Raw genomic sequence first — 23,162 nt, 5'->3', positions numbered from 1 at the left:
GTCCGCGCCGCCCGCCGGGCTCGCCCGAGTGAGCTCACAGGTCCGGCATGGTCGCCCAGAAGTGCAGGGCGTAGGCGGCCGCGCCGAGCAGGATGACCAGCCAGAAGATCATCGCGGCCGTGTCCTTGCCGGGCTGCGGCTCGGACGCGGTGGCCCGGTCCGGCGCGTCGGGCGCGTAGTACACGAGCACCTCCTCGCCGACGGCCCGGCCGTTCGGGCCGCCGCTCTCCTTGAAGCGGACGGCGGCGCCGGCGTGCGTGGTGTAGTCGTACTCGTGCCACTGGACGCGCCGGGCCACGTTGTTCACCATCTGGGTGGTCGCCCAGGCGCGCACCACCCGGGCGCGCGCCGTCAGCCCGCTCTCCCAAGCGGCCCGCCGCTGCCGGGTGCGGCGCACGATCGCGATCGCGCCCCCCACGCAGATGGCGATCACGGCGAAGACCGATAGGTCGAAGAGTGCTTCCATGGCCCTGCGTACCCCCGTACGTCGGTGTCGGATCCACGTGCGCCGGGGCCGTCGGCGGCACGACCGGCGCACGCGGACCTTACCCGAACGCCCGTACGGGGCTCAGAACGTGACGTCCGAACAGGCGTAGAACGCGTTGCCCGTGTCGGCGATCGTCCACACCCCGAGGATGACGTGGTGGCCGGAGAGGCCGGTGGGAAGGGTGCCGCTGTGGGAGAGGGTGGACGGGGGGCGCCGGCCGCCGTAGGGGACGGTGAGGAAGGGGGTCAGGGTGAGGTCGGAGCGGGAGAGGCGGTGGTCCTGGTTCCAGCCCGGCCGGGTGACGTAGTACTTGAAGTCGGTGGTCGCGTGCATGGCGGTGAACTGCCAGCGGAAGGTGTAGCTCTGCCCGCCGGTCACCCGGGTGGTCGGCCACGCGCCGCCGTTCGGGGTGCGCGGGCCGTCGAGCGGGGCGAACCGGGAGTTGCCGCCCGAGCAGATCGTGCCGTCCGACGGTCCGGCCGCCGGGAAGCCCTTGGGCCCCTCGACGCTCTGCGGCTCCCACTGGATGCCGCCGCAGTTGGTGACGGTGCCGTTCTGGCAGAGCTTCTGCCGGCTGACCGGCAGGTCGGTGTAGCCGTGGCCGCTGGCGCCGCCGGAGGAGAGCACGAAGGCTCCGGTGGTGGCGAGGCCCAGCACGGCCGCGTACAGCTTGGTCCTTGTGCGCATGCTGCCGCTCCTGGAGAACGTGGGGAGTTCTGGGGAGCCCGGGGCGCCCCGGGGAGTGCCATGAGACGTGCAGGTCTAGACCAAGTCCGAGAGTATGGGCGTCACCTGGGCATGTCCATACCAATCACGCGCCCTGTTCCCCGCGCCCCGCGCAGAACGCCACCGTGAGGTCCTTCACCAGTGCCTTGCGCTCGTAGTCGTCCAGTTCCACCAGGCCCCGCATGGTCAGCCGGGTCACCGTGTCCTCGACGGAGTCGACCACCGAGGTGAGCATGGAGGCCCGCTGCTGGGCGTCCAGCGCCGCGATCCGCCGGCGGTGCATCGCCGCGGCCACCTCCGGCGCGTACTCGGCGCGCACCGGCTGCACCGCGTAGACCTCCAGCCCGACCGCGCCCGCGTCCCGCGCCACCAGCCGGGTCAGCGGCTCCACGGCCGCACCGACCGGGCCGCGCCCGGACCCCGGCATCTCCACCGGCACCCGGGCCAGCGCCGCCTCCACGCACTCGCGCAGATAGGTCTCGTGGTCCTCGACCCCGAGCGTGGCCCGCGCGGTGTCCCGCACCCGCCACACCACCAGCACCACCACCCGCAGCGCGACCCCGCTGCTGTCGGCGGCCGGCATCGGCTCGCTGCGCCAGTGCCGCAGCCGCACGTCCACCCGGCGCCGCAACAGCAGCGGGTTCACCCAGAGCAGCCCGGTGCGGCGCACCGTCCCGCGGTAGCGGCCGAACAGCCCGAGCACCCAGGCCCGCCCGGTCCGGCCGCGCGCCAGCCCGCCGATCCCGAACAGACCGAGCGCGCCCGCTCCCGCGTACGCCGCCCACTGGGCCGGGCCCAGCCCGGCCCCGGCGGACACCGGCAGCCGCAGCGCCTCCGTCACCAGCGGCGGCAGCACGCCCGCCCACCAGGAGGTGACCGCGCACCCGGCCGCCCCGCAGGCGCCTGCCAGCACGCCCACGGCGCCGGGCAGCACCCGGGCGGGCCGTTCGACGAGCGCCGGGTCGACCTCGGCCACCGGGCGGGGCCTGGGCGGTACCGGTCGGCGCAGCCTCGGCCGCTCGCCGGTGGCGGGGGCGGGGGCGGGGGTGCGGGTCACCGTGGCGGTGCCGGCCGGTTCCGGCACCGGTGCCGGTTCGTCGCGGAAGAGGAGGTGGACGGGGATCTCGGTGGTCGACTCGGTGTGGATGAGCCGAGCCGGCCGGGGCTGCCCCTCGTCGGGCGGCTCGGGGGTGCGTGTGGTGGTCGTACTGGTCATGCCTGCCTCCAGCCTCCGCGCCAGATGCGGGACAACGATGGGTGCGGGTGGGATCCGGTCGGGGGTGGGGCGGGACCGGCGCTCAGCGGGCCTCAGGAGAACAGCCGCCGCCAGGTCTCCGGGCCCGGGTAGCCGTCCGCCGCCGCGCCGCGCCAGCCCTGGGCGCGCTGGAAGGCCTCTACGGCCCGCCGGTCCGCGGCGCCCCACCGCGGCCCCGGACCCACGGCGTAGTAGCGGCCGTAGCCCTTCTTCACCAGTTGCCTCCCCAGCTGGGTGACGTACGGGTTGTCCGCGCCGGGGCGGAACATCGCCCGGCCGGGGAACGCCGGGACACCCGTCGCGGGCCCGGCCGGACCCGCGGTGCCGGGGGCGATGTCCCGGCCCTGCCCGCCGACCAGCAGTGCCCAGGTGAGCGGCCCGGGCAGTCCGTCGGCGTCGGCGCCCCGCCACCCCTGCGCCTGCTGGAACGCCTGGGTGGCCCTGCGGTCCGCATCGCCCCAGCGCGGGCCGGGTCCGACACTGTAGAAACGTTTCCCGCCGCGCTCGACGAGCATCCGGCCCAGTCGGGTGACGTACGCGTTGTTCGCGCCCGGCCCGAAGGAGGACCGCCCGGGGAAGGCGTCCGACGGCTGTCCGGCACCCGGCTCGGCGTTGCCGCCGTCCTGCTCCGGCCCCGCCGCGTCCGCCGTGACACCCCGGTAGCGGTAGGCGACGTAGCGGTCCGAGTGACTCCAGTAGGCGTACGGCGTGGCCTGGCGGCGGGTGGCCGGGCGGGTCTGCTCGTAGGCGACGTAGTAGCTGTGGGTGTAGTCCGTCCAGCCCCCGAAGATCACCACGTGGGAGCCCTTCTGGGGGTCCGCCGGGTTGTGGAAGAGCAGGATGTCGCCGGGCTGGAGGTCCTCCTTGGCGATGCGGGTGCCGTACTGGCCGAGACTGCCCGTCCACTCGTTCCCCGGCAGGTTCCAGGCCATGGAGACGAAGCCGGAGCAGTCCTGCCGGTAGCCGTCGGACCAGTACGCGGTCATGCTGTACGGCACTTTCGCGGCGACCCAGGTCCTGGCCCGCCGGATGATGTCGGCGCGGGTGGTGGCGGGGGGTTTCGCCGCGGCCGGTGCCGGGGCGGACGGCGCGTCCGGCGGGGTCGCCGGGTGGCCCGCCGGGCCGTGCAGGGGGGCCGTGCCGCCCTGCGGGGTCGTGGGCTCGTCACCCGTGGGAACGCCCGGCCGGGCCGGGCCGTGGGAGGTGGCCAGGGCGGGGGCCGCGTGCCCCGCGGCCAGCGCCGCCGAGGCCGCCGCGACCACGACGACGGCCCGGTGCCCGGCCGGAGTGCGGTGATCCTCCCGGTTCAGCCGCCGCAGCGCGCATCCCGGGCAGTCGCAGTCGCTCGCGGGATCGCATTCCTCGAATGCGGGGGTCCCGAGTACCGGAGTCTCCATGAGATGCCCCTCACACTCCAGATGGACAAGTCGGACCTGTACACGTTGATCAGTCTCACAACCCTGCTGTCCGCGCGCATGTTGACGGTCCGAATGATGTACGCGGGCCCGAGGGGGCGGGCGGGGCCGCGCGGGTGGTCGGGAGCACCCCGGGGGGTCCTGTAGAGTTGTCGCGTCAGCAGGCGCCGCTAGCTCAGTTGGTTAGAGCAGCTGACTCTTAATCAGCGGGTCCGGGGTTCGAGTCCCTGGCGGCGCACAGACGAGAGAAGCCCTCCGCGCGAGCGGGGGGCTTCTCTGTTGCGCCTGCCGTTTCTGTCGCGCCTGCCGTTCAGGCGCTGGTTCCCGTCAGGTACGCCGACACGATCACGTTCGCCGTGTAGCTGCGGCTCACCCGGTCGTAGCTGCCGCCGCAGGTGATCAGGCGGAGCTCGGCGCGGCCGGGCTGCCGGGGGCCGTAGACGTGCGCGGCGTCGAAGAGGTCCCGGCGGATCACCTCCACGTCGTCGACCGTGAACCGGGCGACCTTGCCGTCGGCGCGCACGACCCGGACCGACTCGCCGGGGCGGATCGAGCTCAGCTTGTAGAAGACGGCGGGCCGGGTCTCGGTGTCGACGTGGCCGACCATCAGCGCGGTGCCCTCGGCACCCGGGGCCGCCCCGGCCGCGTACCAGCCGACGACACCCGCCTGCTCGTAGGGCGGCGGGTCGATCCCGCCGTGCGCGTCGAGGCCGCGCGCCACGACGGGGGCCTGCACGCCCAGCTCGGGGATGTCGATGCGCTGCGGCCGGGCCGCGCCCAGGGGGTGGGCCGGGGGCGGGAGTTCCACGCCCGCGGGACGGCCCACGGCGGCCACGTCACCGGTGGTGGGGGCGGACGTGCCGTGCGGTACGTCGGTCACCTCCCGCCCCCACAGCCAGAGTCCCAGGAGCAGGACCGCCCAGGCCAGGCCGGTGATCAGGCGGGTGGTGCCGGAGGAGCGTTCGCCTTCGGACATGGCGGTCAGTCCGTCCCGCGGCTCCGGCGGCGCGCGCCGCGCAGCGCCACGGCGCCGGCCGCCGCGCCGGCCAGGACGATGCCGGTCACCGCCTGGGCGGTGCCGGGGCCGGACACGCGTTCCGCGTCGGCGGTGAACCGCTGGGCGGTCCCGCCGCCGCCCGCCCGCACGGGCGCCACCGGGGACGCGGGCGTGTCGGCGGGCGCGAGACGGTCGGGCGGGTGGGTGACGGGCGATCCCGCCACCACCTTGAGGGTGCCCTTGATCCGGAAGTCGGCGCAGGTGATCCGCACGTCGTAGGAGCCGGCCCGCAGCGAGGTGCGGACCCGGGTCTCGCCGGTGAGGATGCCGCCGTCCGCCCCGACCAGCTGGACGTCCGCGACGAACGCCTCCGACACCGCGACCGCCTTCTCGCCGACGCAGCCGCTGACCCGCAGGGAGACATCGGCGCCCACGGCAGGGGTCGCCGGAGTCACCGAGACGCTTCCCCGGTCACCGCCGTCGGCCGCCTGGGCGACGGGGGCGAGCGCGGTGGCGGCGGCCAGCGCGGCGCACGTACAGAGGGTGGTTTTCAGTGGACCCATTGTGAACCTCCTGTTCACCAGGAGGCTGCTGCCTGGGCCGCGGCGCCGCATCCGCTGCGGGGCCGTGCTGCTCCGTCCGGGTGGATTCCGGCCGGGCGCGGTTTTCAGATCCGCTCGACCAGGTCCGCGATGGAGTCGACGACCTTCGACGGGCGGTACGGGAAGTTCTCCACCTGCTCCGGCCGGGTCAGACCGGTGAGCACCAGGAACGTCTGCATCCCGGCCTCCATGCCGGCGAGGACGTCGGTGTCCATGCGGTCGCCGATCATCGCGCTGGACTCGGAGTGGGCGCCGATCGCGTTCAGCCCGGTGCGCATCATCAGCGGGTTGGGCTTGCCCGCGAAGTACGGCTGCTTGCCGGTCGCCTTCGTGATCAGCGCGGCCACCGCGCCGGTCGCGGGCAGCGGGCCCTCGGTGGAGGGGCCGGTCTCGTCGGGGTTGGTGCAGATGAACCGGGCCCCGTCGTTGATCAGCCGGACCGCCTTGGTCATCGCCTCGAAGGAGTAGGTGCGGGTCTCGCCGAGGACGACGTAGTCCGGCTCGTGGTCGGTGAGGATGTAGCCGATGTCGTGCAGCGCCGTGGTCAGACCGGCCTCGCCGATGACGTACGCCGATCCGCCGGGGCGCTGGTCGTCCAGGAACTTGGCGGTGGCCAGCGCGGAGGTCCAGATGTTCTCGACCGGCACCTCCAGGCCCATGCGGTTCAGCCGGGCCTGCAGGTCGCGCGGGGTGTAGATGGAGTTGTTGGTCAGCACCAGGAAGGGCTTGCCGGACTCGCGGAGCTTCTTGACGAACGCGTCGGCGCCGGGGATCGGGACGCCCTCGTGGATCAGCACACCGTCCATGTCGGTGAGCCACGACTCGATGGGCTTGCGGTCTGCCATGTGCGGGATCTCCTGCCGTACGCATGAGCGAGGTGCTGCGTCCGCCCAGCCTAATCACAGGCCCGATCTTGAGGGAATGGCCGAAGGGCACGGTCTCACCGTCCGGTCGGCGGCGTGGCGGCAGGGTGGAGCAGGGCCCGGGTCAGCGGCGTCCGCGGCCCGGCAGCAGCGCGACCGCCGCGGCGGCGAGGCAGCCGGTGATCAGGCAGGCCACCCCGATGGCGGTCGTGGACACGCCGAACACGGTCGCGGGGGCGCCCAGGCCGGTGCGGGCGAGTTCCCCGGCCCCGTCGGACGGTGTCCGCCCGGCGTCCGGGGTGGCCTCCGGGGGGTCCGAGGCGTCCGGGGCGTCCGGGGCGTCCGGGTGCGGGACGGGCAGCGGGTCGGTGCCGACGGTGAAGCGGTAGTCGTTCGACTGCCCGACCCAGTCGCCGTCGTCGCCGTGCCGCTGGACGACGGCCGCGTTGGCGGTGACCCGGTTGGGGACGGCGTCGGAGGTGAACATCAACCGCACCTCGACGGACACGGTCTGCCGGGGTCCCACGGTGAAGCCGGGGAAGCCCTCGAAGGCGCCGACGAGTTCGTCGCGGTCGGTGGTCTCGAAGGTGACCGGGTGCGGGCGGCCCCCGGCGTAGAACTCCAGGCGCGCCTGGGACGGCCGCAGCGCGCGGGCGCCGTCGACGAACACCACGACCGGATGGATGTCGGTGCAGGTGCGGGCGGTGGTGTTGGTCAGGTCCAGGTGCCAGGTGCCGTACCCGCCGCCGGCCTCGTAGGCGGCCGGGCCGCCGCGCAGCCGGGTGGTGAGCGGGAAGACCCGTGCGTCGGCGACCGCGCAGGCGGGCACGGGCCGGGGCACGGAGAAGGGGGCGGTCCGGGGGGCGGCGAAGCCGGCGGGGGCGGCGGGGGGCGGGGGCGGTGCGAGGGTGGCGGCGTGCGCGGGCCAGGTGACGAGGGCGGCCGTCAGGGCGAGGGTGACGGCGGCGGGTGTGCGTGGCCGGGGCAGTCGTCGCGGGGTGGAGGACACGTGCGGTGCCGGTCGCCGTGCCTGTCGTGGTCGTAGGGCCGGTGGCATTCCCGAGGTCGGTCGCTTGCGCAGTCGCAGGGGTCGCAGTCGCATGGTCATGTGAGCCTGCGGGAACGCGAGGGCGGCGTGGGGGCGCCACTCCGGGCGGGAGCCCGAAGCGGGCACGAAATCCGCCCGTTCAGCTCATACGACTGATACGCCCGGTGAGGGCGCGGCCCTCGGCTACCCCTGCGCCCAGCCGAACACCGGCGCCAGCAGCAGCTGCGCCGCTCCCTCGGCGACGCCCCACGCGCCCCCCGGCGCGATCGAGACGGGCACCGCCCCGGCCCCGGCCCCCTCCCGCAGCGCCCGCGCGTCCAGCACCGCCGCCACCCCCCGTACGTACTCCTGGGGTGCCGACTCCACCATGCGGCCGCCGAGCAGCACCCGGTCGATGTCCAGCAGGCCGACGAGGTTGGCGGCGCCCGCCCCGAGCACCAGGGCGGCGTCCGCCACGTCGCCGCGCTCGACGGCGGCCATGCACAGGGCCTCGACGCACCCGTGGTTGCCGCAGGAGCAGACCGGCCCGCCGAGCTGGAGGATCTGGTGCCCGAACTCCCCCGCCCTGGTGCGGGCGCCCCGGTGCACGGTTCCGTCGAGCACCAGGCCGGCTCCCAGCCCGGTCCCGAGGTGGAGGTAGGCGAAGGAGCCGCGCTCGCCGGCCACGGCGAGGCCGAGCGCGACGGCGTTGGTGTCCTTGTCGACCACGACCGGCATCTCCAGGCGGCGCTCCAGCTCGTCGCGGAGCGGGAAGCTGTCCCACTCGGGGAAGCCGGTGATGCGGCGCAGCACCCCGTCGACGTGGTCCAGCGGCCCCGGCAGGGCGACGCCGGCGCCGAGCAGCGTCCCGGCCGTGGCGGACGCCGCGTCCAGGGCCTCGCGCTCGACGGCGCCGACGACCGCCTCGGCCCCGGCTCCCAGGTCGAGCGGCACCCGGCTCCGGCGGACCACGTCGCCGTCGAGGTCGACGAGCACGGTGCGCAGTTCGTCGCGGTCCAGGTGGATGCCGATCGCGTGTCCGGCGCCCGGCACCAGCCGCAGGACCGTGCGCGGCTTGCCGCCGGTGGAGGCCAGGCGGCCCGCCTCCGCGGCCAGGCCCTCCTCGCGGAGCCGCGCGGTGATCTTGCTGACGGCCTGGGGGGTCAGTCCGGTGCGTTCGGCCAGCTCCAGTCTGCTCACGCCGTCGGGACCGGCCGTGCGCAGCAGGTCGAGCACCAGGGCGGTGTTGTGACTGCGCAGGTCCGGCAGGTTCACTCCGCCGCGCCGGGGCGCGTGGCCGTTGGTCCTGTTCACACAACCCATTGTGCCCCCCGCTTGCACTTTGGCAACACCGTTGCGAAAGTGGGCGGTATGACAGCAGGCCGTACGACATCCGGCGCCATGACGCCGCACGCGACCGGAGCCCCCCGAGCGGCGGCGCCCTCCCCTCACACACCCCTGCGCGTGGGTCTGATCGGCTACGGACTGGCCGGTTCCGTCTTCCACGCCCCGCTGATCGCCGCCACCGAGGGACTCGCTCTGGACACGGTGGTCACGTCGAACCCCGAGCGCCAGAAGCAGGCGCGCGACGCGTACCCCGGGGTACGGACCGTCTCCGGCGCCGGCGAACTGTTCGACCGTGCCGACGAACTGGACCTGGTCGTCGTCGCCTCCCCGAACAAGACCCACGTCCCGCTCGCCACCACCGCGCTGGAGGCCGGTCTACCGGTCGTCGTCGACAAGCCGGTCGCGGGCACGGCCGCCGAGGCGCGCGCCCTGGCCTCCCTCGCCGACGAACGGGGACTGCTGCTGTCCGTCTTCCAGAACCGCCGCTGGGACAACGACTTCCTGACCCTGCGCCGGCTGCTCGCCGACGGCGAGCTGGGCGACGTGTGGCGCTTCGAGTCCCGCTTCGAGCGGTGGCGGCCGAGGCCGAAGGGCGGCTGGCGGGAGTCCGGTGACCCCGCGGAGATCGGAGGCCTGCTCTACGACCTCGGCAGCCACGTCGTCGACCAGGCGCTGGTGCTGTTCGGCCCCGCCGTGTCCGTGTACGCGGAGACGGACGTGCGCCGGCCGGGCGCCGAGACCGACGACGACACCTTCCTCGCGGTCACCCACGCGAGCGGCGTCCGCTCCCACCTGTACGTCTCCGCGACCGCCGCCCAGCTCGGGCCGCGCATGCGGGTGCTGGGCTCGCGGGCCGGCTATGTGAAGTACGGCCTCGATCCGCAGGAGGCGGCGCTGCGCGAGGGCCTGCGCCCCGGCCCCGGCTGGGGCGAGGAGCCCGAGGAGCTGTGGGGCCGGGTGGGCTCCGGGGAGTCACCGCCGACCGGCGGCGGACGACCCGAACGGACCCTCCCCGGCGCCTACCCGGCCTACTACGCTGCGGTGGCCGAGGCACTGATCCACGGCGGCCCCAACCCGGTGACCGCCCTGGAGGCGGCCGCCGCCCTCGACGTCCTGGAGGCGGCCCGCCGTTCGGCACGAGACGGAGTGGCGGTGACGTTGTGATGACGGGTAGCGGGGTCACCCCGAAGTTCAGCCCCGAGATCACCCCGACGATCGAGGAGCTGGAGGCACAGGAACGGCGCCTCGTCTTCCGGCAGTTCACCCACGAGGACGCCTGGGAGCTGGGTTCGCTGCTGGTCGAGATGGCCCGGGAGCGCCAGGCACCGGTGGCCGTCGACATCCACCGCGCCGGACAGCAGCTCTTCCACGCGGCCCTGCGCGGCGCCACCCCCGACAACGACGCCTGGATCGCCCGCAAACGCCGGGTCGTGGAGCGCTACGGCGCCTCCTCCTACCTGGTCGGGGCGCGCTTCCGGGCCAAGGGCACCACCTTCGAGGAGTCCTCCCGCCTCGACCCGGACGTCTACGCCGCGCACGGCGGCTCCTTCCCGGTCCACGTCGAGGGCGTCGGCGTCGTCGGCGCGGTGACGGTGTCCGGGCTGCCGCAGCTGCAGGACCACCGATTCGTGGTGGAGGCACTGGAGTTGTTCCTGAAGCAGGAATGAAGCGGGGGTTCCCTCCGGTTGGCATCGCCGTAGGCAACCTGACGGAGGGAACCCGACCGATGACCTCGAACGAGCCCCAGCCCGAACCCCGGCAGCGCGCGGCGGCGCGGTGGCCGGGCCTCGGGCGGTACGGCGTCTGGAGCGTGGCCCTGCGCTCCGAGGACCCGGACCGCTCCGGCGAACGCGCCGAGGCCGCCGCCGAGTTGGAGGAGCTGGGCTTCGGCACGGTCTGGCTGGGCGGCTCCAGCGCCGTCCACCACGCCGAACCCCTCCTCACGGCCACCTCGACCCTGGCCGTCGGCACCAGCATCCAGAGCATCTGGCAGCACGAGGCCGACGCCACCGCCGCCGCGTACGCCGGCCTGGAGAAGACCCACCCCGGCCGCTTCCTGCTGGGCCTCGGGGTGAGCCACGCCAAGCTCGCCGCCCAGTACCGGCGCCCCTACTCGGCACTCGTCACCTACCTCGACGCCCTGGACGCGGCCGGCGTACCGGCCGGCCGGCGCGTCCTCGCGGCCCTCGGTCCGCGCACCCTGGAGCTGTCCCGCGAGCGGGCCGCCGGCGCGATCCCCTACCTGGTGACCGCCGAGCACACCGCTCAGGCCCGCGAGATCCTCGGCGCGGGCCCGCTGCTGGCGCCGGAGCTGAAGGTCGTCCTGGAGACCGACCCGGACCGCGCCCGCGCGCTGGCCCGCGCCTACCTGGCGATGTACCTCGAACTGCCGAACTACACCAACACCTTCCTCCGGCTGGGCTTCACCGAGGCCGACCTCGCGGGCGGCGGCAGCGACCGGCTCGTGGACGCGGTGTTCGCCTGGGGCGACGAGGACCGGATCCGCGAACGGATCCGTGCCTTCGAAGCCGCCGGCGCCGACCACCTGGCCCTTCAGGTGGTGGACGGCGGCGACCGGGAGTCCCTGCCGAGGGAGGGCTGGCGCAGACTGGCAGCACTGCTCGGCTGAGCCGGTCGGCGACCGCTACGCGTCCTTCAGCTCCTGCCGCTGCCGGCCGAGCCCCTCGACCTCCAGTTCCACGACATCACCGGCCCGCAGGAACGGCTTCGGCTCGGGACGCCCCAGCGCCACCCCGGCAGGTGTCCCCGTGTTGATGACGTCACCGGGGTACAGCGTCATGAACCGGCTGACGTACCGCACGACCTCCCCCACCGGGAAGATCTGATCGGCGGTGGTCCCGTCCTGCTTGAGCTCCCCGTTGACCCAGAGTCGCAGGGAGAGGTCCTGCGGGTCGGGCACCTCGTCGGCGGTCACCAGCCACGGCCCGAGCGGGTTGAAGGTCTCGCAGTTCTTGCCCTTGTCCCAGGTCCCGCCCCGCTCGATCTGGAACTCCCGCTCCGACACGTCGTGCGCGACCGCGTACCCGGCGACATGTGCCAGGCCCTCCTCGGCCGACCCCAGGTAGCGGGCCGTACGTCCGATGACCACGGCCAGCTCCACCTCCCAGTCGGTCTTGGCCGACCCCCGGGGCACCAGCACGGTGTCGTACGGCCCGACGACCGTGTCCGGCGCCTTGAAGAAGACGACCGGCTCGGCGGGCGGCTCGGCGCCGGTCTCGCGGGCGTGGTCGTGGTAGTTCAGCCCGATGCACACGATCTTGCCGATGCGCGCCAGCGGGGGCCCGACGCGCAGCCCCGACGCGTCCAGCGCGGGCAACTCGCCGGCGTCCGCGGCGGCACGGACGAGGCCGAGCGCCGCCTCGTCGGCGAGCAGCGCCCCGTCGACGTCCGCGACGACGCCCGACAGGTCGCGCAGCGTCCCGTCGGCGTCGAGCAGCGCGGGCCGCTCCGCACCCGCCGTACCGACTCGCAGCAGCTTCATGGAATCTCACCGTCTCCCTCGATCGCGGGCGCCCGCCCGAGTCTGCGACCGGAGTGCGGCCGGAGCCCGCAGCCATCGGAGGACTGGTCGATCGTCCAAGGCAGGCGTCCAGTCCGCAATACCCGGTTCACGTACTGGACCGTAGGCCGGCCGAGCCGGACGCCCGCCGCTGCCGTCGGTCAGCGATACAGCACGACCCGCTCCACGGTGGCCCACGCCGTGCTGGTCACCACGTACAGCGCGGCGGCCAGCGGCACCACGGCGACGGTCACGAGCGTCAGGAAGGACGTGAACGGCAGCACCTTCCCGACGGCTCCCATGCCGGGCACGGCGACGGCGGTCCGGGTCTCGGCCATCGTCCGCCTGGTGCGCAGATACGTGAAGGTCGCGAGGCAGGCCACCACGGCGAACAGCCCGAGGTACACCAGTCCGGCGCCCCCGAACACGCCCCCGTCGGCCAGCGCGTCCGCCCATCGGCCGCCGAGAGGCGCGGTGAACAGCCGGTGCCCGAGCAGTTCGTTGGTCTCACCGCCGATCGTCGTGTGCGAGAACAGGTGGTAGAGGACGAAGAAGGCCGGAAGTTGCAGCACACCGGGCAGACAGCCGGCCAGCGGCGACACCTTTTCCTCGGCGTGCAGTTCGAGCACGGCCCGCTGCAGCCGCTCGGGGTCCTTTCCGTACTTCTCGCGCAGTGCCGCGACCTTCGGCTGCAGCGCGGCCCGCGCCCGCTGCCCCCGCGCCGTGGCCCGGGACAGTGGGTGCACCAGCAGCCGTACGAGCGCGGTGAACAGGACGATCGCGGCGGCGGCCGCGGAGGCGTGGAAGACGGGTTCGAGCAGCTCGGCCATCTGCTCGACGAGGTGGACGAAGACGGACATGGACGGGAGGCCCTCCGAGGGATGGGTGGTCGTGCCGGTAGGCGGCGCGCGTTGACGCACGGCATGACGACGACCGGCACGGAAGGCCGACCCCGAAGAGGGTCCGGTACTGATGGCGGGGTGCTGCCCTACGCGACGGCCGTCGGGAGGGCGTCGCCCGGGGCTCTGGCCCGTATGCGCCCGGGGGCGTCCGGGTCGCGCTGCGCCAGGAACGCCGTACGACGGTCCCGGTCGCGTATCGCCGTACGCACCCGGGTGCGCGGCAGGACCGGAGCGCTGCGCCCGGCGAGGACGGCCGAGGCGACGAGCGCCGCCCCGACGGCGGCGGTCGCGGCGAAGGCGACGGCGGCGGTGAGGCCGGCGGAGTGGGACTGCGCGAGGTCGAAGAGAAGCAGACCGACGAGGACGTCCAGCGCGACGAGCGGAAGCGCGACGCTCCCGAAGGGGCGGGGGCGCGAGGCCCGACGACCACCACGGAACATGACCGTCTCCCCCCCCCTTCCCGTCGTGTGACGGATGCTGCGTGTCCGTTTCCCCGGCTGTCTATGAAAACGGCGGAACGACGGCGCCGGTTCCCACTCGCGCCGACGAATGCGTCACCGCGATCACCGGGAGCACTGGGAGCACCGGGAGCACTGGGAGCACCGGAGTCCTCTGGATGACCGGAGTCACCGGGATCACTGGCTCCGAGGGCGCATGGACGTCAGCTTTCCCCACACCACCAGACGGTAGGTGGAGGTGTACGCCGGGGTGCAGGTGGTCAGCGTGAGGTAGTGGCCCGGGGCGCTGTAGCCGTAGGCCGGCTTGGTGAGGGAGCGCGGGACGGGGCGCAGGACGCCGGAGTCGCCGGGTGAGGTCCGCGGCAGGACCCGGTCGACGACGTACGTGAAGACCGCTGTCGCGGTCTCGACCCGGACAGTGTCCCGGGGCCGGAGCCGGTCGAGGTGCCGGAAGGGCTCGCCGTGGGTGTTGCGGTGCCCGGCGAGGGCGAAGTTCCCCGGCCGGCCGGGCTGTTGTGTGCCGGGGTAGTGGCCGACGTAGCCCTTGTCGAGGACGTTGCGCCTGCCGGTGCCCTCGGCGACGGGGACACGGAGGCGGAGGCGGGGCACGGTGAGGACGGCGTACGCCTGGGAAGGGAGGGGGCGGCGGGCGGTCGCGGGGGCCGGGGAAGGACCGCCCCCCGAACCGAAACCCCTACCGGAACCCGAGCCGGAACCGGACGCCTGAGACGTGGGAGCGGCGCTCCCGCTCGTCCCCGCGGCGGCGTCGGCACCGGCGTTCGTGTCTGCGTCCACGTCCTGGGCGCCGTCCCCGGGCTCGCCCTCCCTCTCCCACGCGCGCTCCAGCGCCTCGACCTTGCGCGCGGCCCCCTCCCTGGCCTCCCAGTTGGTCCACCACATCTGATGCGCGACGAGGAGAAGCAGCAACACACCTGTGGTCACGAGGAGTTCGGCACCGCCGAACAGCACACGTCGCCCGAGGGCGCGGCGCCGACGGGTGCCGTGGTGCACGACGGGAATCCGCACGCCCGCACGATAGGGCGCGGGCGACAAGGCCACCAGGCCCGTACGCGCACCACTTCACGTTCGTACGGCCGAACCGCCCGACCCCTTCCTCAACAGGTTTGCGAAAGGGCTGTCAGAACCCTCGACAACACGGCCCGGCACCCCCGATCCTGCTGCCCGCCCCACCAACACACAGCTCCCCCGATCCTGCCGGCCGCCCCACCAACACACAGCTCCCCCGGTTCCGCCGCCCGCCCCACCAACACACCGCACCGTCACCCCACCTGCACCCTCGCCCCCACTCACTGCCCCCCACTCCACCGCACTGCACCCCCGCCACCGCACTGCACCCCCGCCACCGCACTGCACCCCCACCACCGCACTGCTCCTCCCCCAGTGCAACCGAAGCGGAGAATCCATGATCCGGCGCAGAACACTGCTGACGGCCACGGGCGGAGCCCTGGTCGGCAGCGCCCTGGCGACGGGCACCGCCCACGCCGACGCGACCATCGCCGTCAGCCCCTCCACGGCGTACGGCTCCTGGGAGGGCTGGGGCACGTCCCTGGCCTGGTGGGCCAACGTCTTCGGCGACCGCGACGACTTCGCCGACATCTTCTTCAGCACCAAGTCGGTGACGTACGACGGCACCACGCTGCCCGGCCTCGGCCTGAACATCGCCCGCTACAACCTGGGCGCGTGCAGCTGGAACAGCGTGAACGGCGAGACCATGGTGGCGTCGCCGAACATCCCCGCCTTCAAGCAGATCGAGGGCTTCTGGCAGAACTGGAACAACGAGGACCCGGCCTCCTCGGCCTGGAACTGGTCGGCGGACCCCAAGCAGCGCGCGATGCTGGTGAAGGCGGCACGGCGCGGCGCGACGACCGAGCTGTTCGCCAACTCCCCGATGTGGTGGATGTGCTACAACCACAACCCTTCGGGCGCCGCGGACGGCGGCAACAACCTCCAGTCCTGGAACTACCGTCAGCACGCCTCCCACCTCGCGGCGACGGCCCTGTACGCCAGGGACAACTGGGGCGTCGACTTCGCGACCGTGGAACCCTTCAACGAGCCGTCCTCCTCCTGGTGGAAGTCGACCGGCACCCAGGAGGGCTGCCACATCGACTCCTCGGTGCAGGCGGCCGTACTGCCGCACATGAGGAGCGAACTGGACAGGCGCGGTCTGACGGGGACCCGGATCGCCGCCTCCGACGAGACCAGCTACGACCTCGCCCGCACCACCTGGAACTCCTTCTCCTCGGCTACCAAGGGTTACGTCGACCGCGTCAACGTCCACGGCTACCAGGGCTCGGGCGGCCGCAGGGACCTCCTCTACACGGACGTCGTCACGACCTCCCGCAAGGCCCTGTGGAACTCGGAGACCGGCGACAACGACGGCACCGGCATGACCATGGCCGGCAATCTGCTCTACGACTTCCGCTGGCTGCACCCCACGGCCTGGGTGTACTGGCAGGTCATGGACCCGTCCTCGAACTGGGCGATGATCGCGTACGACGCGAACACCCTCCAGCCCGGCGCCGTCCAGACCAAGTACTACGTGATGGCCCAGTTCAGCCGCCACATCCGCCCCGGGATGACGATCCTCGACACCGGGGTCAGCTACGCCGTCGCGGCCCTGGACCGGCAGGCGAACCGCCTGGTGATCGTCGCCGCGAACACCTCCACGTCCGCCCAGACCCTGACCTTCGACCTGTCCCGCTTCGCGACGGCCGTCGGCGGCTCGGGCGGCCTCGTCCCCCGCTGGAACACGGTGACGACGGGCGGCGACCGCTACCGCGCCTACTCCGACACCCGCCTGAACGGAAAGTCGGTGGCGGTGCGCTTCGCCCCGAAGTCGGTCCAGACGCTGCAGATAGACGGAGTGACCGCCTGACCGCGTACCGTCACCGCAGCCGGACCGTCATCTCGACCCGGACCTCGTCCCCCGCCCCCAGCCCCCGCGGCTTGCGCACCGCGTTCTTGAGCGGCAGCAGATAGCCGCCGTCCTTGGGGAACAGCGAGGTCTCGAAGTCGGCCCCGCCGATCCGGGCCCGGACCGGGATCACGCCCCACCCGTAGGTGGCCATCGCGGCGACCTCGCGGATGTCGGCGGACTCCGGTTCGGGCACCGGGACGAAGTAATACGGCGCCGGCCCGCGCCACTCGATCACCCGACCGTCGAAGACGAGCCGCACGGCCCTCACCCCTCGCGTCCGAAGCCTGGCAGGTACACCGCGCAACCTATCGCCCGCCCACCTGGCCCGCCGATGCCTCACCTTTGTCACCGGCGGGCAGTACGGTGTCGTGCATGCGCCCCGACACGCCCGCCGAGACCGTCGACCACAACGCCGAAGCGGCCCGCCTGGAGCGAACCGCCGGCCGGTACCCCGAGGACGCCGAGGCCCTGCTCCTGCGGGCCGCGGCCCACCGGGAACTCGCCGGCGACCGCCCCGCCGCGACGGCCCTCTACGACCGGCTGCTCTCCTCCCCGGCCGGCCTGGACGACCCCCACCTGGTCCGCGCCCTGAAGGCCGCCAACCTCTGGGAGTACGGCCACGAGGCGGAGGCCAGGGCCATCATCGACGGCATCCGCGCGACGGCCCCGCGGGACCCCGCCCCCTGGGTGATCGTGGCGGAGGCGCTGGAGGCCCACGACGAGCTGGAGGCGGCGCAGGAGACCTTCACGGAGGCCGCCCGCCTGCTCCTGACGGACGTCCCGGAGCCCCCGTACTCCACCCACCCCCTCCTCTTCGGCCGCCACCGCGTCCGCCGCATGCTGGGCGCCCCCCACGACACCTGGGACACCCTGGCGGACCGCCTGAACACGGCCCCCGTCTCCCTGGACGAGCTCCACGACCCGAAGCGCGTGTGGTCCCTCGGCTCGACCAACCCCGCCGAGCTCCAGGCGGAGATCTCCCGCCTCCGCGCCGAACTCGGCACCTACCGCGAGGCCCTGTCGCGCCCCTTCCCGGTCGCGGTCCTGCACTGGCCGGCCGACGAACTGGCCGAACTTGTCGCCGACTACCCGTCCCTGGCCGCGGAGTACCCGTCCTACTCCGACCACCTCGCGACCATAGAGACCTCCCTCCGCGAACTCGCCGCCTCCGGCACCCCGAACCTCGGCATCGTCACCGCCACCGTCCCCTCCTACGAGGCCTTCGCGGCCTCGGAGGGCTCGTCCCCAGCGGACGCGACCCTGCTGCCGCAGTACGCGACGACACTGGCGGCCCGAGGCCGCGCGGTGGCCTGGCCGCCGCAGCGGGGGGCGGGGTGCTGGTGTGGGGCGGGGCGGGTTTATGGGGAGTGCCACGGCGAGTGACACTGCCCTGCCCGGCCAACCTCGCCGGAGCCCAGGGCGAGAAAGGGGCCATGGGAAACACGCTCCTGCGTATACCGTATGGCAAGATCGCGCGTGAGTTCGACAACAGGTGACCAGCCTGCCGCCGACGCTCGGATGAACCGGGTGGGAAGTGCGAGACTCTTGGTGCTGGGGAGCAGTTGCTCATCACTGCTCCCGACCTGTACTTGATCATCCAGGAGGAGCTGCATGCCCCGCAGCGGCCAGAAGCGACCGCAGTTCGCCTCGCCATTGACCTCGATCGAGATCTGCGCGGGCGCCGGTGGGCAAGCCGTCGGGCTGCACAATGCCGGTTTCGACCACCGCGCGCTCGTGGAGTGGGACCCGCACGCCGTGGCCACCCTGCGGGCCAACGTGGGCGACTGGCCCGGATGGGACCAGGAGAAGGCTGACGCCATCCGCCCTATGGACGTCAAGGATTTCCTGGAGTCCGAAACCCGGGAGAATCTCGGCTTGGAGCCCGGAGACCTCGATCTGCTCGCCGGAGGGGTGCCGTGCCCTCCGTTCTCCCTGGCGGGACAAAGGCTCGGCCCTGACGACGAACGCGATCTTTTCCCCGCGGCGCTTGACATCATCGAGGCTCTGCTGCCCAAGGCAGTGATGATTGAGAACGTTCGGGGAATCCTGGAACCCCCGGAGTTTTTTATCGAGTACCGGATTTCAATCCTCGAAAGGCTCCGCAAGCTCGGCTACCTGGTGCCCGAGGTAGATCCGCACCTTTCTGCCGCTGAGCAGGACATCGTTATGCGATCGGTCTGGCGGCGCCTCGATGCTAGCTATTTCGGTGTCCCGCAGCTTCGGCCGCGCGCGATTCTGGTGGCCATTCACAAGAGTGCCGTAAGTCCAGGCACTCAGGATTTCAGGTGGCCCGCAAGGATGAAGGGTGATCCAGCAACGGTCCAGGGAGAACTGCATGACAGCATGAAAGCTCGCTGCAAGGAGTTCTGGGACAAGAATCTTCACGGGCAGCCGGCAGGGCCTGGAGAGAAGACGGGACAGCAAATCTTCGAGAAGTGGGAAAAGGCAAATTCAGGCAAGAAGATCGCCCCCACTCTCGTGGGCGGGTCAAAGAAGCACGGCGGCGCCGACCTTGGCCCCACTCGCGCCAAGCGTGCTTGGCGCGACCTGGGCATTGACGGCATGGGGATCGCGAACGACCCCGAGGACTGCGTGCCGGAGCGCGACCTGTTCCGCCCGAACGGGCCCATGCTCACGGTCGCTCAGGCTGCAATCATTCAAGGCTTCCCGGAGGACTGGAAGTTCCAGGGCCGTAAGACCGCCCGCTACCGGCAGGTCGGGAATGCTTTCCCGCCCCCGGTGGCTGAAGCCGTTGGACGGGCTATCGCGGCTGTTCTGCGCCCTCAACACAGCGAGGAACTTCTTGCCGAATACGAGATGGAACCGGCAGGAGCGCCGCCCGTTGAAGACACCCCACGACAGCTGGAGATTTCAGTCGCCGCCCGGGCTCCGCTTGCGCCGCTTCAAGACCGTGAGAGCGATTTTGTCGGCACAGGCGTCTGATGGTTCATGCTCCCAGAAGCGGAGCACGCACCATCCGGCTGCCGCTAGTTTCTGGTCCGTGTCCCTGTCCCGTTTTACGTTCCGCAGGACCTTCTCGGACCAGTAACCTGAGTTCGTTCTGGGCGGCACGTAATGCTCTGGACAGCCATGCCAGTAACAACCGTCTATAAAGACGGCGACTTTCGCCGGGCGGAAGACCAAGTCCGCCGTCCGGCGCAGGTCCGGCAAGGGCCGAGCAGCGACGCGGTAGCGGAGACCCTTGGCGTGGACCAGCCTCCGGATGAGCCACTCGGGCTTCGTGTCACGGCTGCGGATCGCCTGCATGTTGCGACGGCGTGCTGCGGACGAAGCCCAGGAACCTTCCGGGGCCTCCCAATCGGCATCGTGGGACACACCGCAGAGGGTAGTCCCACGAGGCACGCAGCACGCGGCGCCCGTCCTAGCGGCCTCCCATGTGACTGAGGAGTGCCTCTATGTCACTCGGTGCGAGACCGGCCGCCACCGAGGGCTCCTCCTCCAGGTCAGCGAGCTGCTGGACCGTGGGGTCATCCAGGATGCGCCCCATGAAGTCGAGCTTCCGCTCCAGGCGCTCGGCCACCACCTCGTCGATGGAATTCCTCACGGCCAGGACAGTCACCCGGGTCTCCGTGTCGGGAGCCAGCCCAAGGCGGTGGATCCGGTCGAGGCTCTGCAGGAAGCGGCCTGCCATGAAGTCCCGGTCCACGTAGACGGCGTCATGGCACACATGGTGCAAGCTGATCCCCTCTCCCAGGGTGGCCGGGTTCGAGATCAGCACCATGCACGCCGGGTCCTCCCGAAACCGCCGAAGCTGCTCCTCGCGGTCCGCGGTGCCGCCGTGGACGACGGCCGGACTGTACTTCTCCAAGAGGCGTTCCAGCGTGGTGAGGCTCCTGACGAAGGTCGTCCAGACCAGCGTCTTCCGGCCCTCCGCGGCGTTCTGCGCGATGATCGCAATGGCCTCCTGGTACTTGGGCGACAGCTCGTAGTCCGGGAGGTTCTGCAGAAGCGAGTACAAGGGGCTGCCCTCGGGGGCCTCTAGCGGCGGCAGCTGGTAGGCGAGCGGCTCGTACCGGCTGCCCCCCTCAACGAGCAGGGCGGGACTCGTGGCCGCCATGAGGAGGCGCAGAGCCGTTTTGCCCAGGCTGCTGAGGTCCTCGCGCGCCGCGCCCCTGGTCTCGCCGCCCACGAGAGCCGTGTAGATCTCGTCGTGCAAGAGCGGCATGTCAACGAAGCGAAGCCCCAGCTGCACCGGAGGCAGACCGAGTTCCTGCTTGGTCGTGCGCGTGAACAGCGGCCGGAGGACCGCGCTGGCGTGAGCGAGGTCACCGCCGGCCACCGCCTGGACCACCGTGCGCTGACCGTGCCCCGGCCAGACGAAGCCCAGAAGGTTTTCCAGGTCCCTGGAACCGTTGGGGGCCGGCGTGCCGGTCAGGATCAGCCTGCGTGCGGCCAGCGGGCCGAGAGCCATGCAGGCGGCCCCGTACGTCCCCCGGGCGCCCAGCTTCATCCGGTGCGCCTCGTCCAGGATGATCATTGAGGAACCCGACTTGAGCCAGCCGGCCAGCATGGGCAACGACCGGTCGAGACGCTCGTAATTGACTACGAGCACTTCGGCCCATTCGTCCCACGAGCCGTCCAGGACGTTGATCCGCAGGGGGTGGATGAGGCACTCGGCGGTCTCGTAACGCCAGGACTCGTAGGCCGACTTGGGGCAGACGACCAGCAGCCGACTCACCTTGCCGGCAGCCTTCTGCGCGGCGTACACAGCGAGGGCGACGCGGGTCTTGCCGGCTCCGGGCACGCTGAAGTTCGCGCCGTGCTGCAACGACAGCAGCTTCGCGATGTCGCGGCGTTGGAACTCGCTGAGTTCTGCCTTCCAGGCGTCACCGAGGAGGGCGGGCACGTCGTCGGGCGCAACTTCGCCGGGCGCGTCCCGCCCCGCGAGCCGCTGTTGCACGGTGTGTGCGTCCTGAACCACACCGGAGACCAGCTCCCGCAGGTCATCCGCCCACTCCACGCCGGCCGGGTCGGACCAGGTGCCGAGCAGGGCGAGGTCCGAAAGCAGCTCATCCAGGGAAACCGAGGCACTCAGCGGACCGAGCTGGCCGCCGGTGCGAAACCGGGCGGCCAGCTGTACCAGTTCCTGCTGGAACGATTCCGTAGTCCGCAGGACGACTCGGGTCCGGGTCTCGTCGAACCCGAGGCGCAGCGACTTCTCGCTGACGGAACTGATCACCGGGAGCCCTCCGCCGCGACCGCCTCCAGTAGCCAGGCCACACCGTCTCCTGGCTGCGGAAGCCCCCGGCCAGCCTGCTGAGCGAGCTTGACGAGGCTGCCCCGCAGCTTGACCACCGCTTCATCGAACGCCTCCTCGTCCAGGCTGCGGGAGGTCCGTGCCTGCACCAGGTCGCTCACGCACTGGTCGATGCTCGCGCTGGCTTCCGCCAGCCGGGCGGGGGCGAGCTGCTTGCGCTTGCGCAGCCGGGCGTTGCGACCCGCCGCGTCGATCGCCTCGTCGAACGCCTTCTTCGTGCCGTCCCAGACATCCTGCGCAGCGGCCTTCTGCTCGTCACCGATGTCCGGGACTTCGTTCCTCACCAGGGCGGCGGCACGGAGGATCTCGTCGTTCATCGCCCTGGCCTCCGCGACGGCGGAGGAGGCGGCGGGCACTTCCAGGTCCAGACCGGGGATGGACACCGACTGCGGTTGCACCACCGTCGTACCGCCCATGGGCAACTGATGCTCAAGCCCCGCTTTCAGGAAGTCTTCGTTGATGTGCCGGACATCCGTCTTCGAGAAGTCGAGCAGGATCGCGGCCAGGCGCAGCTCCTTCAGGACCTCGGCCTGGTCACGGTCCACCGTTTCCAGCTTGACGTACAGCCGGTGAAGCTCCTTGAGCCGCTCCTGCGCGCCTTCCCAGTCCACCAGGCGCAGTCCGTTGCCCCCGCCCGTGCGGCTGCGCTCGTTCAGTTCTCGGATCGTGCTGAGGATCCACCGCTCCTGGTGATAAGTGCGTACCTGGATGCGGAAGTCCTTGGCGATCTGCTCCGGCGTCCGGCCCAGCGCCGCCTGCTCCTCCATGGCGATAAGGCGGTTGATGTAGGAGTAGTCACGCCGGTGATCCTTGCGAAGCTGCAAGGCCAGCTCGACGGCGTTGACGTCGGCCCAGGTGAACGACGCCGGCAGGACACCCACGCGCATCGACTGCGCACCGAGTTCCCGCAGCGCGGCCGCCCGGGTGTTGCCGTTGACCAGCACCCCCTGCCAGGTCACGAGCCCGGGATCGTTCTGCCCGAACTGGTCAAGGCTGTCCTTGAGGACATCGAAGTCCTTGTCCCGCACGTTCGTGTTCTCGGGGTCAGCCTTGAGCAGAAAGCCGAGGTAGTCCTGGCTCTCCGCACACCAGGGGTCCTTGTCCAGCAGCGCGTCCCGCTCAGCGTCGTGGCTGCGCTGGGCGCGAATCCGGTGGGTGCTGGGGTTGAAGTACAGGCTGCTCAGCGGGAGATCGATCACCTCGACATGGGCCTGCTGCCCGTTCCAGTCAACGGTCACCGTCTCCCGCGTACCGCCAGCCTTCTTGACCTCCTCGACCTTCTTGCTGATCAGTTCGCTGAACTCGGCCGCCCTAGGCGGGGCCGGAAACTCGCGCATCATCGTCGTC

The 23,162-nt window shown here is 72.0% G+C and carries 23 protein-coding genes and 1 tRNA gene; 7 read left to right on the top strand and 17 right to left on the bottom strand.

The genetic code is table 11. From position 1 onward, the window contains the following. Nucleotides 1-34: 34 nt before the first annotated feature. The 4 genes from ACSLTV_RS07220 to ACSLTV_RS07205 form a co-directional block, all read right to left on the bottom strand. Nucleotides 35-466: a hypothetical protein gene (locus ACSLTV_RS07220; protein WP_435611838.1), complete on the bottom strand. Its 432-nt coding sequence runs from the start codon at nucleotides 464-466 to the stop codon at nucleotides 35-37. A 102-nt stretch (nucleotides 467-568) separates the two neighbouring features. Next, nucleotides 569-1,174: a lytic polysaccharide monooxygenase auxiliary activity family 9 protein gene (locus ACSLTV_RS07215; RefSeq protein ID WP_432133205.1), complete on the bottom strand. Its 606-nt coding sequence runs from the start codon at nucleotides 1,172-1,174 to the stop codon at nucleotides 569-571. Nucleotides 1,175-1,298: 124 nt separating this feature from the next. Next, nucleotides 1,299-2,429, bottom strand: coding sequence for an SPFH domain-containing protein (locus ACSLTV_RS07210; RefSeq protein WP_435611837.1), 1,131 nt, complete (start codon nucleotides 2,427-2,429; stop codon nucleotides 1,299-1,301). Between the two features lie 92 nt (nucleotides 2,430-2,521). Next, a complete protein-coding gene (locus ACSLTV_RS07205) occupies nucleotides 2,522-3,865 on the bottom strand; it encodes a peptidoglycan-binding protein (protein ID WP_432133207.1) in 1,344 nt (447 codons plus the stop codon). 182 nt (nucleotides 3,866-4,047) lie between these two features. Between ACSLTV_RS07205 and ACSLTV_RS07200 the strand changes: the two genes are divergently transcribed. After that, a tRNA-Lys gene (locus tag ACSLTV_RS07200) sits at nucleotides 4,048-4,121 on the top strand. A 72-nt stretch (nucleotides 4,122-4,193) separates the two neighbouring features. Here ACSLTV_RS07200 and ACSLTV_RS07195 read toward each other — a convergent pair. From ACSLTV_RS07195 to ACSLTV_RS07175, 5 genes are all read right to left on the bottom strand, one after another. Then, nucleotides 4,194-4,859 (bottom strand): class F sortase, encoded by a 666-nt coding sequence (locus ACSLTV_RS07195; protein WP_435611836.1) that lies wholly within the window; start codon nucleotides 4,857-4,859, stop codon nucleotides 4,194-4,196. A gap of 5 nt (nucleotides 4,860-4,864) precedes the next feature. Then, nucleotides 4,865-5,443, bottom strand: coding sequence for a hypothetical protein (locus ACSLTV_RS07190; protein ID WP_435611835.1), 579 nt, complete (start codon nucleotides 5,441-5,443; stop codon nucleotides 4,865-4,867). Between the two features lie 104 nt (nucleotides 5,444-5,547). Beyond that, on the bottom strand, nucleotides 5,548-6,327 hold the full coding sequence (locus ACSLTV_RS07185) for an HAD-IIA family hydrolase (RefSeq protein WP_432133210.1): 780 nt from the start codon (nucleotides 6,325-6,327) through the stop codon (nucleotides 5,548-5,550). A 142-nt stretch (nucleotides 6,328-6,469) separates the two neighbouring features. Beyond that, complete coding sequence (locus tag ACSLTV_RS07180; RefSeq protein WP_435611834.1) at nucleotides 6,470-7,354, bottom strand: hypothetical protein; 885 nt, start codon at nucleotides 7,352-7,354, stop codon at nucleotides 6,470-6,472. A 222-nt stretch (nucleotides 7,355-7,576) separates the two neighbouring features. After that, a complete protein-coding gene (locus tag ACSLTV_RS07175; RefSeq protein ID WP_432156680.1) occupies nucleotides 7,577-8,695 on the bottom strand; it encodes an ROK family transcriptional regulator in 1,119 nt (372 codons plus the stop codon). Between the two features lie 78 nt (nucleotides 8,696-8,773). Between ACSLTV_RS07175 and ACSLTV_RS07170 the strand changes: the two genes are divergently transcribed. Genes ACSLTV_RS07170 through ACSLTV_RS07160 form a run of 3 tightly spaced genes read left to right on the top strand, consistent with a single transcriptional unit; the run spans nucleotide 8,774 to nucleotide 11,348 of the window. Further along, on the top strand, nucleotides 8,774-9,883 hold the full coding sequence (locus ACSLTV_RS07170) for a Gfo/Idh/MocA family protein (RefSeq protein ID WP_432133369.1): 1,110 nt from the start codon (nucleotides 8,774-8,776) through the stop codon (nucleotides 9,881-9,883). Beyond that, nucleotides 9,883-10,386 (top strand): heme-degrading domain-containing protein, encoded by a 504-nt coding sequence (locus tag ACSLTV_RS07165; RefSeq protein ID WP_432133213.1) that lies wholly within the window; start codon nucleotides 9,883-9,885, stop codon nucleotides 10,384-10,386. Before ACSLTV_RS07170 ends, ACSLTV_RS07165 begins: the two co-directional genes overlap by 1 nt. A 59-nt stretch (nucleotides 10,387-10,445) precedes the next feature. Beyond that, nucleotides 10,446-11,348 (top strand): LLM class F420-dependent oxidoreductase, encoded by a 903-nt coding sequence (locus ACSLTV_RS07160; protein ID WP_432133214.1) that lies wholly within the window; start codon nucleotides 10,446-10,448, stop codon nucleotides 11,346-11,348. A gap of 15 nt (nucleotides 11,349-11,363) precedes the next feature. Here the strand turns inward: ACSLTV_RS07160 and ACSLTV_RS07155 are convergent, their stop codons facing one another. The 4 genes from ACSLTV_RS07155 to ACSLTV_RS07140 all read right to left on the bottom strand — a co-directional run bounded on the left by ACSLTV_RS07155 (nucleotide 11,364) and on the right by ACSLTV_RS07140 (nucleotide 14,625). Next, nucleotides 11,364-12,221, bottom strand: a complete 858-nt coding sequence (locus ACSLTV_RS07155) for a fumarylacetoacetate hydrolase family protein (protein WP_432133215.1) — start codon at nucleotides 12,219-12,221, stop codon at nucleotides 11,364-11,366. A gap of 179 nt (nucleotides 12,222-12,400) precedes the next feature. Continuing rightward, nucleotides 12,401-13,099, bottom strand: a complete 699-nt coding sequence (locus ACSLTV_RS07150) for a YidC/Oxa1 family membrane protein insertase (RefSeq protein WP_432133216.1) — start codon at nucleotides 13,097-13,099, stop codon at nucleotides 12,401-12,403. A 128-nt stretch (nucleotides 13,100-13,227) separates the two neighbouring features. Next, the gene (locus ACSLTV_RS07145; protein WP_432133217.1) at nucleotides 13,228-13,581 is read right to left on the bottom strand and encodes a DUF6412 domain-containing protein; all 354 of its coding nucleotides are present in this window, start codon (nucleotides 13,579-13,581) and stop codon (nucleotides 13,228-13,230) included. A 195-nt stretch (nucleotides 13,582-13,776) separates the two neighbouring features. After that, the gene (locus ACSLTV_RS07140) at nucleotides 13,777-14,625 is read right to left on the bottom strand and encodes a class E sortase (protein WP_432133218.1); all 849 of its coding nucleotides are present in this window, start codon (nucleotides 14,623-14,625) and stop codon (nucleotides 13,777-13,779) included. Nucleotides 14,626-15,022: 397 nt separating this feature from the next. On the opposite strand from ACSLTV_RS07140, the gene ACSLTV_RS07135 reads away from it, so the two are divergent. After that, entirely contained in the window at nucleotides 15,023-16,495 is a 1,473-nt protein-coding gene (locus tag ACSLTV_RS07135) for a beta-1,6-galactanase (RefSeq protein ID WP_435611833.1), read from the top strand. A gap of 10 nt (nucleotides 16,496-16,505) precedes the next feature. Here ACSLTV_RS07135 and ACSLTV_RS07130 read toward each other — a convergent pair whose 3' ends face one another. After that, a complete protein-coding gene (locus ACSLTV_RS07130) occupies nucleotides 16,506-16,796 on the bottom strand; it encodes a DUF1905 domain-containing protein (protein ID WP_432133220.1) in 291 nt (96 codons plus the stop codon). A gap of 113 nt (nucleotides 16,797-16,909) precedes the next feature. On the opposite strand from ACSLTV_RS07130, the gene ACSLTV_RS07125 reads away from it, so the two are divergent. Together ACSLTV_RS07125 and ACSLTV_RS07120 are read left to right on the top strand one after the other, a co-directional pair. Continuing rightward, nucleotides 16,910-17,920: a hypothetical protein gene (locus ACSLTV_RS07125; RefSeq protein WP_435611832.1), complete on the top strand. Its 1,011-nt coding sequence runs from the start codon at nucleotides 16,910-16,912 to the stop codon at nucleotides 17,918-17,920. 228 nt (nucleotides 17,921-18,148) lie between these two features. Continuing rightward, nucleotides 18,149-19,480 carry a DNA cytosine methyltransferase gene (locus ACSLTV_RS07120; RefSeq protein ID WP_435611831.1) on the top strand — a complete coding sequence of 444 codons (1,332 nt, stop codon included), beginning with the start codon at nucleotides 18,149-18,151 and terminating at the stop codon, nucleotides 19,478-19,480. On the opposite strand, the gene ACSLTV_RS07115 is transcribed toward ACSLTV_RS07120, so the two are convergent. From ACSLTV_RS07115 to ACSLTV_RS07105, 3 genes are all read right to left on the bottom strand, one after another. Then, on the bottom strand, nucleotides 19,409-19,804 hold the full coding sequence (locus ACSLTV_RS07115; protein ID WP_435611830.1) for a very short patch repair endonuclease: 396 nt from the start codon (nucleotides 19,802-19,804) through the stop codon (nucleotides 19,409-19,411). The two genes, ACSLTV_RS07120 and ACSLTV_RS07115, sit on opposite strands and share 72 nt — an antisense overlap. A 115-nt stretch (nucleotides 19,805-19,919) precedes the next feature. Continuing rightward, entirely contained in the window at nucleotides 19,920-21,734 is a 1,815-nt protein-coding gene (locus ACSLTV_RS07110; protein ID WP_435611905.1) for a DEAD/DEAH box helicase, read from the bottom strand. Then, complete coding sequence (locus ACSLTV_RS07105) at nucleotides 21,734-23,155, bottom strand: hypothetical protein (RefSeq protein ID WP_435611829.1); 1,422 nt, start codon at nucleotides 23,153-23,155, stop codon at nucleotides 21,734-21,736. Before ACSLTV_RS07105 ends, ACSLTV_RS07110 begins: the two co-directional genes overlap by 1 nt. Between the last annotated feature and the right edge of the window lie 7 nt (nucleotides 23,156-23,162).

Source organism: Streptomyces sp. bgisy159 (genome assembly GCF_965341775.1).
Lineage (GTDB): Bacteria > Actinomycetota > Actinomycetes > Streptomycetales > Streptomycetaceae > Streptomyces.
This window is presented reverse-complemented; position numbering and strand designations above follow the sequence as displayed.

Excerpts from the sequence above, each read along its gene's own strand:
- ACSLTV_RS07220 (WP_435611838.1), bottom strand. The coding sequence starts at position 466 with ATGGAAGCACTCTTCGACCTATCGGTCTTCGCCGTGATCGCCATCTGC.
- ACSLTV_RS07215 (WP_432133205.1), bottom strand. The coding sequence starts at position 1,174 with ATGCGCACAAGGACCAAGCTGTACGCGGCCGTGCTGGGCCTCGCCACC.
- ACSLTV_RS07210 (WP_435611837.1), bottom strand. The coding sequence starts at position 2,429 with ATGACCAGTACGACCACCACACGCACCCCCGAGCCGCCCGACGAGGGG.
- ACSLTV_RS07205 (WP_432133207.1), bottom strand. The coding sequence starts at position 3,865 with ATGGAGACTCCGGTACTCGGGACCCCCGCATTCGAGGAATGCGATCCC.
- ACSLTV_RS07195 (WP_435611836.1), bottom strand. The coding sequence starts at position 4,859 with ATGTCCGAAGGCGAACGCTCCTCCGGCACCACCCGCCTGATCACCGGC.
- ACSLTV_RS07190 (WP_435611835.1), bottom strand. The coding sequence starts at position 5,443 with ATGGGTCCACTGAAAACCACCCTCTGTACGTGCGCCGCGCTGGCCGCC.
- ACSLTV_RS07185 (WP_432133210.1), bottom strand. The coding sequence starts at position 6,327 with ATGGCAGACCGCAAGCCCATCGAGTCGTGGCTCACCGACATGGACGGT.
- ACSLTV_RS07175 (WP_432156680.1), bottom strand. The coding sequence starts at position 8,695 with ATGGGTTGTGTGAACAGGACCAACGGCCACGCGCCCCGGCGCGGCGGA.
- ACSLTV_RS07170 (WP_432133369.1), top strand. The coding sequence starts at position 8,774 with ATGACGCCGCACGCGACCGGAGCCCCCCGAGCGGCGGCGCCCTCCCCT.
- ACSLTV_RS07165 (WP_432133213.1), top strand. The coding sequence starts at position 9,883 with ATGACGGGTAGCGGGGTCACCCCGAAGTTCAGCCCCGAGATCACCCCG.
- ACSLTV_RS07160 (WP_432133214.1), top strand. The coding sequence starts at position 10,446 with ATGACCTCGAACGAGCCCCAGCCCGAACCCCGGCAGCGCGCGGCGGCG.
- ACSLTV_RS07155 (WP_432133215.1), bottom strand. The coding sequence starts at position 12,221 with ATGAAGCTGCTGCGAGTCGGTACGGCGGGTGCGGAGCGGCCCGCGCTG.
- ACSLTV_RS07150 (WP_432133216.1), bottom strand. The coding sequence starts at position 13,099 with ATGTCCGTCTTCGTCCACCTCGTCGAGCAGATGGCCGAGCTGCTCGAA.
- ACSLTV_RS07145 (WP_432133217.1), bottom strand. The coding sequence starts at position 13,581 with ATGTTCCGTGGTGGTCGTCGGGCCTCGCGCCCCCGCCCCTTCGGGAGC.
- ACSLTV_RS07135 (WP_435611833.1), top strand. The coding sequence starts at position 15,023 with ATGATCCGGCGCAGAACACTGCTGACGGCCACGGGCGGAGCCCTGGTC.
- ACSLTV_RS07125 (WP_435611832.1), top strand. The coding sequence starts at position 16,910 with ATGCGCCCCGACACGCCCGCCGAGACCGTCGACCACAACGCCGAAGCG.
- ACSLTV_RS07120 (WP_435611831.1), top strand. The coding sequence starts at position 18,149 with ATGCCCCGCAGCGGCCAGAAGCGACCGCAGTTCGCCTCGCCATTGACC.
- ACSLTV_RS07115 (WP_435611830.1), bottom strand. The coding sequence starts at position 19,804 with ATGCAGGCGATCCGCAGCCGTGACACGAAGCCCGAGTGGCTCATCCGG.
- ACSLTV_RS07105 (WP_435611829.1), bottom strand. The coding sequence starts at position 23,155 with ATGATGCGCGAGTTTCCGGCCCCGCCTAGGGCGGCCGAGTTCAGCGAA.